General features: G+C 59.4%; 9 protein-coding genes. 7 read left to right on the top strand and 2 right to left on the bottom strand.

Annotated features, from left to right (window positions below):
• Positions 1-2: 2 nt before the first annotated feature.
• The gene (locus tag BFQ01_RS17245; protein ID WP_024077017.1) at positions 3-1,253 is read right to left on the bottom strand and encodes a ribonucleotide-diphosphate reductase subunit beta; all 1,251 of its coding nucleotides are present in this window, start codon (positions 1,251-1,253) and stop codon (positions 3-5) included.
• Between the two features lie 579 nt (positions 1,254-1,832).
• Positions 1,833-2,102 carry a DUF2790 domain-containing protein gene (locus BFQ01_RS17240; RefSeq protein WP_027607759.1) on the bottom strand — a complete coding sequence of 90 codons (270 nt, stop codon included), beginning with the start codon at positions 2,100-2,102 and terminating at the stop codon, positions 1,833-1,835.
• 411 nt (positions 2,103-2,513) lie between these two features.
• On the opposite strand from BFQ01_RS17240, the gene acs reads away from it, so the two are divergent.
• From acs to BFQ01_RS17205, 7 genes are all read left to right on the top strand, one after another.
• Positions 2,514-4,469: an acetate--CoA ligase gene (gene acs, locus BFQ01_RS17235; protein ID WP_053140037.1), complete on the top strand. Its 1,956-nt coding sequence runs from the start codon at positions 2,514-2,516 to the stop codon at positions 4,467-4,469.
• A gap of 609 nt (positions 4,470-5,078) precedes the next feature.
• On the top strand, positions 5,079-5,864 hold the full coding sequence (locus BFQ01_RS17230) for an ABC transporter substrate-binding protein (protein ID WP_065926197.1): 786 nt from the start codon (positions 5,079-5,081) through the stop codon (positions 5,862-5,864).
• A gap of 91 nt (positions 5,865-5,955) precedes the next feature.
• Complete coding sequence (locus BFQ01_RS17225; RefSeq protein WP_010208305.1) at positions 5,956-6,645, top strand: ABC transporter permease; 690 nt, start codon at positions 5,956-5,958, stop codon at positions 6,643-6,645.
• Positions 6,642-7,340 (top strand): ABC transporter permease, encoded by a 699-nt coding sequence (locus BFQ01_RS17220; protein WP_053140043.1) that lies wholly within the window; start codon positions 6,642-6,644, stop codon positions 7,338-7,340. Before BFQ01_RS17225 ends, BFQ01_RS17220 begins: the two co-directional genes overlap by 4 nt.
• Position 7,341: 1 nt before the next feature.
• Positions 7,342-8,454 (top strand): succinylglutamate desuccinylase/aspartoacylase family protein, encoded by a 1,113-nt coding sequence (locus BFQ01_RS17215; protein ID WP_065926196.1) that lies wholly within the window; start codon positions 7,342-7,344, stop codon positions 8,452-8,454.
• A gap of 27 nt (positions 8,455-8,481) precedes the next feature.
• Complete coding sequence (locus BFQ01_RS17210) at positions 8,482-9,246, top strand: ABC transporter ATP-binding protein (protein WP_010208310.1); 765 nt, start codon at positions 8,482-8,484, stop codon at positions 9,244-9,246.
• 218 nt (positions 9,247-9,464) lie between these two features.
• Positions 9,465-10,445 (top strand): GlxA family transcriptional regulator, encoded by a 981-nt coding sequence (locus tag BFQ01_RS17205; protein WP_065926195.1) that lies wholly within the window; start codon positions 9,465-9,467, stop codon positions 10,443-10,445.
• The last annotated feature ends 10 nt before the right edge of the window (positions 10,446-10,455 follow it).

Genomic DNA, 10,455 nt, shown 5'->3' with positions numbered 1-10,455 from the left:
AATCAATCCCAGCTCAGCGCACCGCCGGTCTGATACTCGATCACACGGGTTTCGAAGAAGTTTTTCTCTTTCTTCAAATCCATGATTTCACTCATCCACGGGAACGGGTTAGTCGTCCCCGGATACTCTTCCTTCAACCCAATTTGCGACAGGCGACGGTTAGCGATGAACTTCAAATAGTCTTCCATCATCGCGGCGTTCATACCGAGCACCCCGCGCGGCATGGTATCCCGCGCATATTCAATCTCCAGCTGAGTCCCCTGCAGGATCATCTGGGTCGCTTCTTCCTTCATCTCGGCATCCCACAGGTGTGGGTTTTCGATCTTGATCTGGTTGATCACGTCGATACCGAAGTTCAGGTGCATCGACTCATCGCGCAGGATGTACTGGAACTGCTCGGCCACGCCGGTCATTTTGTTGCGGCGGCCCATGGACAAAATCTGGGTGAAGCCGCAGTAGAAGAAGATGCCTTCCAGCACGCAGTAGTAGGCGACCAGGTTGCGCAGCAGTTCCTTGTCGGTGTCGACGGTGCCGGTTTCGAACTTCGGATCGGAGATCGAGCGGGTGTATTTCAGGCCCCAGGCTGCCTTCTTAGCCACCGATGGAATCTCGTGGTACATGTTGAAGATCTCGCCTTCATCCATGGCCAACGATTCGATGCAGTACTGGTAGGCGTGGGTGTGGATCGCTTCTTCGAAGGCCTGGCGCAGGATGTACTGGCGGCACTCCGGGTTGGTGATCAGGCGGTACACGGCCAGGACCAGGTTATTGGCGACCAGGGAGTCGGCGGTGGAGAAGAAGCCGAGGTTGCGCATGACGATGCGGCGTTCGTCGTCGGTCAGGCCTTCGGGGTTTTTCCACAGGGCGATGTCGGCGGTCATGTTGACCTCTTGCGGCATCCAGTGGTTGGCGCAGCCGTCGAGGTACTTCTGCCAGGCCCAGTCGTACTTGAAAGGCACGAGTTGGTTGAGGTCGGCGCGGCAGTTGATCATGCGCTTTTCGTCAACGGCGACGCGGGCGGAGGCGCCTTCGAGTTCGGCGAGGCCTTCGGCGACGTCGAGTTTGTCCAGGGCGGCCTTGGCGCGCACGATGGCGGCGGAGTCACTGGCGGTGACGGCGCGTGCTTCGATGGCGGCAGCGGCACCGGCACCGTCGAGGCGGTCCATGTTGGCTTCGGTGGCGTGGCCGGCGTTGGCGCCTTTGGTGGCTACTTCACCGTCTTCTTCTTTGTCGAATTCGTCCCAGCTCAGCATGACGTGTCGTCTCCTGCGTGAGGGCTCAAAGGTGCCCGTGTGAAACCGGATGGTTGGGTGTTCACACGGCCCTCGGGCCGCGGTGGATCTTAAGGAATCGTTTGTTGCAACAGCTCGCGCAGGCAAATAAACGGAATTGGGTAACGGGTACTGCATGAGGCTTGAGGGGCGGAGCGGTGGATGCATACTCCAGCGCAGGCTCAAGATCTGGCTCTTCGTCCCTGTGTAAAGGGATATTGCAGGCCCGATTTACCCGCGCATTATAGGGAAAAATTCGGCTTTGTGTTGCGGCGGATGGTCTCGGATCAGAGACAAAAAGGCGGCTATTTGAGCCAGAGTGAGGGTTTGCGGGGGGTTGATGGGGTAGGAAATTTTTGACGGGCGGTGGGCTATTTATTGTGGGGGGTAGGGTAGGGCTTTTTGAGGAGAGGAAGGGAGGGGCGGGGCTGAGTGACGACCGCTATCGGGAGCAAGCCCATTCCCACATTTACCGCGTGCCGTGCCAGGCGCCGGTTCTTTGCCGCAAGAACGATTTCTTGCGGCGAATAAGATCCGGGTCTGTTCCAACTAACGAAGTTGTTATCCGTTAGAGCAACCATTACCCATGACATGGTAATTAAGGATATGGCGCTGACCCTGGGAGTCTTCATATTCCATCTTCACCGGTACAACTTCGCAGACTTCCGGGATTGTGCTCATGGACAATACTTTGGCCACGTCCAGCTTGGTGCTATAGGTGTAGTCCTCGACAATCGGGGCGTTCTGGCCGGCCAGCTCGGTCGGGGCCTCGTCGGCCAGGGCGGCGGTGGCGCACAAGCTGCTGAGGGCCATAACTACGAGAGCTTTCATTTCTTTACTTACCTTCTTCAGGGCGAAAGGGGTCACGGGGCCCTTGTGAGGCCACGTGTGTAACTTAGGATTGGTTAGTTCGGATTAACGTGCCTTCGTGGGGGCTGTTACGTTGTTAATCACTGTTGTGTTAATCACAATGCCTTGGTTGGCGGAAGTGATTCTAGGCCTGCGGGTTATATTCATATACCCGTGCTTTTGATAAAGACTATTGGCGGTTTTTGTAACAATCCCGTGATAAAGGTTTTTTCACCCACCCGCAAAGCCCCGCAGGCTGCGGGCCAGAGCGGTAAACGGGGATAGCAGGGCATTTTGTAGGGTCTTGTTACTACCATCGTCGAATGGTTCTATAGGCCCACCCCGGATACAACTGGGTCATACAACAACAACTATGTCACCGAGGTAAGAAAGATGAGTGCGGCTTCCCTGTACCCCGTTCGCCCCGAAGTAGCAGCCAACACGCTGACCGACGAGGCAACCTACAAGGCCATGTACCAGCAGTCGGTGGTCAACCCCGACGGTTTCTGGCGCGAGCAAGCCAAGCGCCTTGACTGGGTCAAGCCTTTCACCGCGGTGAAGCAGACCTCTTTCGACGATCACCATGTCGACATCAAGTGGTTCGCCGATGGCACCCTGAACGTTTCCTACAACTGCCTGGACCGTCACCTCGCCGAGCGCGGCGACCAGGCGGCGATCATCTGGGAGGGCGATGACCCGGCCGAGAGCCGTACCATCACCTACCGCGAGCTGCACGAAGAAGTCTGCAAGTTCGCCAACGCCCTGCGTGGCCAGGATGTACACCGCGGCGACGTGGTAACCATCTATATGCCGATGATTCCCGAAGCCGTGGTCGCCATGCTGGCGTGTACCCGCATCGGTGCGATCCATTCCGTGGTGTTTGGTGGTTTCTCGCCGGAGGCCCTGGCCGGTCGCATCATCGACTGTAAGTCGAAGGTGGTGATCACGGCCGATGAAGGCATTCGCGCCGGTAAGAAGATTCCGCTGAAGGCCAACGTCGACGACGCGTTGACCAACCCGGAAACCAGCAGCATCCAGAAGGTCATCGTGTGCAAGCGCACCAATGGTTCGATCAAGTGGAACCAGCATCGCGACATCTGGTACGAAGACCTGATGAAAGTGGCGGGCACCGTGTGTGCGCCCAAAGAGATGGGCGCCGAAGAAGCGCTATTCATCCTCTACACCTCAGGTTCCACCGGCAAGCCGAAAGGCGTGCAGCACACCACCGGCGGCTACCTGTTGTACGCGGCCCTGACCCACGAGCGCGTATTCGACTACCGCCCGGGCGAAATCTACTGGTGCACCGCCGACGTCGGCTGGGTCACCGGCCACACGTATATTGTCTACGGCCCGCTGGCCAATGGCGCGACCACCTTGCTGTTCGAAGGTGTGCCGAACTACCCGGACATTACCCGGGTGGGCAAGATCGTCGACAAGCACAAGGTCAATATCCTCTACACCGCCCCGACCGCGATCCGCGCGATGATGGCGTCCGGCACCGCTGCTTGCGAAGGCGTCGATGGCAGCAGCCTGCGCCTGTTGGGCTCGGTGGGTGAGCCGATCAACCCGGAAGCGTGGGACTGGTACTACAAGAATGTCGGCCAATCCCGTTGCCCGATCGTCGACACCTGGTGGCAGACCGAAACCGGCGCCACCCTGATGAGCCCGCTGCCGGGTGCCCATGCACTCAAGCCGGGTTCTGCCGCACGGCCGTTCTTCGGCGTGGTGCCGGCGCTGGTGGACAACCTGGGCAACATCATCGAAGGCGCCGCCGAAGGCAACCTGGTGATTCTCGACTCGTGGCCAGGCCAGGCCCGTACCCTGTACGGCGACCATGACCGTTTTGTCGACACGTACTTCAAGACCTTCCGTGGCATGTACTTCACCGGTGACGGCGCCCGTCGCGATGAAGATGGCTACTGGTGGATCACCGGCCGTGTGGATGACGTGTTGAACGTATCCGGCCACCGCATGGGCACCGCCGAGATCGAAAGCGCCATGGTTGCCCACCCTAAAGTCGCCGAAGCGGCGGTGGTGGGTGTGCCGCACGACATCAAGGGCCAGGGCATCTATGTGTACGTGACCCTGAAGAATGGCGAAGAACCCACCGAAGCCCTGCGCCTGGAGCTGAAGAACTGGGTGCGCAAGGAAATCGGGCCGATTGCCTCGCCGGATGTCATCCAGTGGGCACCGGGCTTGCCGAAGACGCGCTCGGGGAAAATCATGCGGCGTATCCTGCGCAAGATTGCCACGGCCGAGTACGACGGGCTGGGCGATATTTCCACCCTGGCGGACCCAGGTGTAGTGGCGCATTTGATTGAGACACACAAGACCATGAATGTCGCGTAAGGCGGGGTAGGTGGGAAAGAGCCCCATTCGGTGTATGCCGAGTGGGGCTTTTTTATGATTTCTCAAAATCACCGCCTTTCCTACATTTGGATTGCAATCCAAGGTGGGTAGGGGGGAGGGTCTGACAGGTCCGCATGATCATCAGGCAAATAAATATCGGTTTTTCGCGTAGGAGGTTTCTGAATGTTACCGAGTGGCACAAATGTGTAACCCATCGCCCAAACCTGAGGCAAAGGGCTACGCTTATGCCCCGAAAAACCGCGCCTTAGACACCCCGAGCCATAAGATTAAACGCCACACTTGCCGTGCTAGAAGGGTTTGCGAATAATAGGCCCGCAATTTGCAGCATCAACAGGTTTAATATCTTTTGTCTCTGCATAAAATTCAGAGGCTGTCAATGTGCTGGAACCGCTTTCTCAGTGCTTCTGTAAATTGTTGTCGCATTGAGGAAATATCGGCTTCCGGCCTGTCGTTAGAATGCCGATCACTCGCTCGTCGTCTCCACTGTTGAACTGGTGTAGGACGCAGCACCGCTATTCGGTTTCACTCAGTCGCATCGTGGGCCATGGCTCATACTGCTGTTTTGCCCTATACCGATGGAGTCCCAAGATGAAGAAACTCGTGCTGTTGGGCGCCCTGGCGCTGTCCGTGCTGTCCATGCAGGCTTTCGCTGAAGGCAAGCCCCTGAAAATTGGTATCGAAGCGGCCTACCCTCCGTTTGCCTCCAAGGCACCGGATGGCAGCATCGTCGGTTTTGACTACGACATCGGCAACGCCCTGTGCGAAGAGATGAAGGTCAAGTGCACCTGGGTCGAGCAAGAGTTCGACGGCCTGATCCCGGCGCTCAAAGTGCGCAAGATCGACGCGATCCTGTCGTCCATGTCCATCACGGAAGACCGCAAGAAGTCCGTGGACTTCACCAACCGTTACTACCTCAGCCCAGCGCAACTGGTGATGAAGGAAGGCACCACCGTCAGCGACAGCCTGGATGAATTGAAGGGCAAGAAGATCGGTGTGCAACGCGGTTCGATCCACGATCGTTTCGCCAAGGAAGTCTTGGCTCCTAAAGGCGCCACTGTTGTGCCTTACAGCTCGCAGAACGAAATCTACCTGGACGTGGAAGCCGGTCGCCTCGACGGCACCGTGGCCGACGCCACCCTGCTGCAAGACGGCTTCCTGAAGACGCCAGCCGGTAAAGGCTACGCGTTCGTGGGCCCACAGTTCACCGACGCCAAGTACTTCGGTGACGGCATCGGCATCGCCGTACGCAAAGGCGACAAGGAAAACCTCGACCGCATCAACGCAGCCATTGCCGCGATCCGTGCCAACGGCGAATACAAGAAAATCCAGGACAAGTACTTCGACTTCGATATTTACGGCGCTGACGCCAAGTAAATCGTCGCAGCGATCTGTCCGAAATGGCGCAAGCAACAGAATTCCTGCGGTTTGCGCCATTTTTTCATCCCCCTTTTCGAGGACCTGAATCATGTTGAAAGGCTACGGGGCCGTCATCCTCGATGGCGCATGGTTGACGCTTCAGCTCGCCTTGTCGTCCATGGCCTTGGCCATTGTTCTGGGTCTGATCGGGGTCGCGTTACGCCTGTCGCCGGTGCGCTGGTTGGCCTGGCTGGGTGACTTGTACTCCACGGTGATCCGCGGGATCCCCGACCTGGTGCTGATCCTGCTGATTTTCTACGGTGGTCAGGACCTGCTTAACCGCGTCGCGCCGATGCTCGGCTATGACGACTATATCGACTTGAACCCCTTGGCCGCCGGTATCGGCACCCTGGGTTTCATCTTTGGCGCCTACCTCTCGGAAACCTTCCGTGGCGCCTTCATGGCCATCCCCAAGGGCCAGGCCGAAGCCGGCCTTGCGTATGGCATGAGCAGCTTCCAGGTGTTTTTCCGGGTGATGGTGCCGCAGATGATCCGGCTGGCGATCCCCGGGTTTACCAACAACTGGCTGGTACTCACCAAGGCCACCGCGCTGATCTCGGTGGTGGGCCTGCAAGACATGATGTTCAAGGCCAAGCAGGCGGCTGATGCCACCCGCGAGCCTTTTACCTTCTTCCTCGCAGTGGCGGCGATGTACCTGGTGATCACCAGTGTGTCGTTGCTGGCCTTGCGTCATCTTGAGAAGCGCTACTCGGTAGGCGTAAGGGCGGCTGATCTATGATCTTCGACTACAACGTCATCTGGGAGGCCATGCCGCTGTACCTTGGCGGCCTGCTGACCACCCTGAAACTGCTCGCCATCTCGCTGTTCTTCGGCCTGCTCGCCGCCTTGCCCCTGGGCTTGATGCGTGTGTCCAAGCAACCGGTCGTCAACGGCGTGGCCTGGCTCTACACCTACGTGATCCGCGGCACGCCGATGCTGGTGCAGCTGTTCCTGATCTACTACGGCCTGGCGCAGTTCGAAGCGGTGCGCGAGAGCTTCCTGTGGCCGCTGCTGTCCAGTGCGACCTTCTGCGCGTGCCTGGCCTTTGCGATCAACACCAGCGCCTACACCGCCGAGATCATTGCCGGTAGCCTCAAGGCCACCCCCAATGGCGAGATCGAAGCGGCCAAGGCCATGGGCATGTCGCGCTACAAGCTGTACCGCCGCATCCTGCTGCCGTCGGCCCTGCGCCGCGCGCTACCGCAGTACAGCAACGAAGTGATCATGATGCTGCAGACCACCAGTCTCGCGTCCATCGTCACCCTGATCGACATCACCGGTGCCGCGCGCACGGTCAACGCGCAGTTTTACCTGCCGTTCGAAGCCTACATCACCGCCGGCGTGTTCTACCTGTGCCTGACCTTTATCCTGGTGCGCCTGTTCAAGTTGGCCGAGCGCCGCTGGCTGAGCTACCTGGCTCCACGGAAGCACTGATATGGAACGTATCGATCACCTGTTGCCCTGGGGCCACCTGGGCTGCGAGCGCCAACTGAGCGTGTTCCGTTTCGGCAGTGGCGAGCGCAAGGCCTATATCCAGGCCAGCCTGCACGCCGATGAATTGCCCGGCATGCGCGCCGCGTGGGAGCTGAAAAAACGCCTCGCCGAACTTGAAGCGCAAGGTGCCCTCAACGGCGTGATCGAGCTGGTGCCGGTGGCCAACCCGATGGGCCTGGGCCAGTTGCTGCAAGGCAGCCACCAGGGCCGTTTCGAAGTGGGCAGCGGCAAGAATTTCAACCGCGATTTCGTTGAGTTGAGCGAGCCGGTGGCCGAGTTGCTCACAGGCAAGCTGGGGGATGATGCTCACGCCAACGTGCGCATGATTCGCCAAGCGATGGCCGATGCGCTTAACGCATTGCCCGAGCCGAGCAGCCAGTTGCAAGGCATGCAGCGCATCCTGCTGAGCCATGCGTGCAGCGCCGATATCGTCCTCGACCTGCACTGCGACGCCGAAGCCGCACTGCACATGTACGCGCTGCCCCAGCACTGGCCGCAGTGGCGTTCGCTGTCGGCGCACTTGAATGTGAAAGTCGGTCTGCTCGCGGAAGATTCCGGCGGCAGCTCGTTTGATGAGGCCTGCTCGTTGCCGTGGCTGCGTCTGTCCCGCGCCTTTCCTGACGCGCAGATCCCGCTGGCCTGCCTGGCGACTACCTTGGAGTTGGGCGGTCAAGCGGACACCGGTCGTGACGAAGCGATCTTCCACGCCGAAGGCATCCTCGCGTTTCTCGCCGAGCAAGGCCTGATCAAGGGCGAATGGCCGGCGCCGCAACACGAACCGTGCGAAGGCGTGCCCTTCGAAGGCACCGAATTGCTGTTCGCGCCCCACGCCGGGGTGATCAGTTACCTGCGTAAAGCCGGCGACTGGATCGAGAAGGGCGAGCCGATTTTTGAAGTGATTGACCCCCTGGAAGACCGCGTGAGCATTATCTGCGCAGGCACCTCGGGGGTGTTGTTTGCCGTTGAACGGCTACGTTATGCCCAAGCGGGTTTCTGGCTGGCCAAGGTGGCGGGGCGCGAAGCGCTGCGTCACGGGCGCTTGCTCAACGACTGACCACCTGTTTTTGTGAGAACCGACCGCATGTACAAACTTGAAGTCCAAGACCTGCATAAACGCTATGGCAGTCATGAAGTGCTCAAAGGCGTGTCCCTGGCCGCCGCGGCCGGTGATGTGATCAGCATCATCGGTTCCAGTGGTTCGGGCAAAAGTACCTTTTTGCGCTGCATCAACCTGCTGGAGCAACCCCACGCCGGCAAGATCCTGCTCAATAACGAAGAGCTGAAACTGGTGGCCAACAAGGACGGCGCCATGAAGGCCGCCGACCCTAAGCAACTGCAACGCATGCGCTCGCGCCTGTCGATGGTGTTCCAGCATTTCAACCTGTGGTCGCACATGACCGCGATTGAAAACGTGATGGAAGCCCCGGTGCATGTGCTGGGCGTGTCGAAGAAAGAGGCCCGTGAAAAGGCCGAGCACTATTTGGCCAAGGTCGGCGTGGGCCATCGCAAGGATGCGTTCCCCGGCCACATGTCCGGGGGCGAGCAGCAGCGCGTGGCGATCGCCCGTGCCCTGGCGATGGAGCCTGAGGTGATGCTGTTCGACGAACCCACCTCGGCGCTGGACCCAGAGTTGGTCGGCGAAGTGCTCAAGGTGATGCAGGACCTGGCCCAGGAAGGCCGCACCATGGTGGTGGTGACGCATGAAATGGGCTTTGCCCGTGAAGTGTCCAACCAGTTGGTGTTCCTGCACAAAGGCATTGTTGAAGAGCGTGGCAACCCGCGGGAAGTGCTGGTCAACCCGCAGTCCGAGCGGTTGCAGCAGTTCCTGTCCGGCAGCTTGAAATAATCAAGGCCGCTGCTTTCCCCCTGTAGGAGCGAGCTTGCTCGCGAAGATCGTCAACGATAACGCGGGAAGCCTGATGCCCCGTGGTGTTCTCAGGTTTTTCGCGAGCAAGCTCGCTCCTACAGGAAAGCAGGTCTTTATCGTTTTTGAGCTTTGTGTTGGTTTACGGGCTAGCATTGGCCTCTGTCTTCATTACTGTTACTCGCTCCGGATAGCACTCCATGACCGCCCATAAAATTGGTTTCCTGATTTGGCCCAGCACAAAAGCACTCACGCTTGCGCTGGCTGAGGAGGCCTTGCGCGTTGCTCAGCGGGTGCATCCGGATGTGGTCTACGAGTTGTCGTTTCTGCTCGCAGAACCGGCGACCGAAGGGGCCTGGCAATTGCCGGGTGAGCCGTGGGCCGGCAAGCTGGAAGGTTTCCAGAAGCTGTTCCTGTTGGCTGACGAACCGCCCACGGCTATTGCCTCCCAGCTCAGCACTGCGCTCAAGCAGTTGGTGCGTGCTGGTTGTGTGATCGGCGGCTTGTCAGCGGGTGTGTACCCGCTGGCTCAGTTGGGTCTGCTGGATGGCTACCGCGCCGCTGTGCACTGGCGCTGGCAGGACGATTTTGCCGAGCGCTTCCCTAAGGTCATTGCCACCAGCCACCTGTTCGACTGGGACCGTGACCGTTTGAGCGCCTGCGGTGGCATGTCGGTAATCGACCTGTTGCTGGCGGTGCTGGCCCGCGACCACGGCGCCGAGCTGGCGGGCGCGGTGTCGGAAGAACTGGTGGTGGAGCGCATCCGCGAAGGCGGCGAGCGCCAGCGCATTCCCTTGCAAAATCGCCTGGGCTCCAGCCATCCGAAGCTGACCCAGGCGGTGTTGCTGATGGAAGCCAACATCGAAGAACCGCTTACTACCGACGAGATCGCCCAGCACGTGTGCGTGTCGCGACGACAACTGGAACGGATCTTCAAGCAATACCTCAATCGCGTTCCCAGCCAGTACTACCTGGAACTGCGCCTGAACAAGGCGCGCCAGATGTTGATGCAAACCAGCAAATCGATCATCCAGATCGGCCTGTCCTGCGGCTTCTCGTCGGGGCCGCATTTCTCCAGCGCCTACCGCAACTTCTTTGGCGCCACCCCACGTGAAGATCGCAACCAGCGGCGCAGCAGCAGCCCGTTCGAGTTGTCGTCAGTGCCGTCCGAGCGCGGCTGAGCATCCTCGC

Origin of the sequence: Pseudomonas sp. 8 R 14, from assembly GCF_900005955.1 — a bacterium.
GTDB lineage: Bacteria > Pseudomonadota > Gammaproteobacteria > Pseudomonadales > Pseudomonadaceae > Aquipseudomonas > Aquipseudomonas marginalis.
Note: the sequence above shows the minus strand (reverse complement) of the source record. Positions and strands in the feature narration are given on the sequence as shown.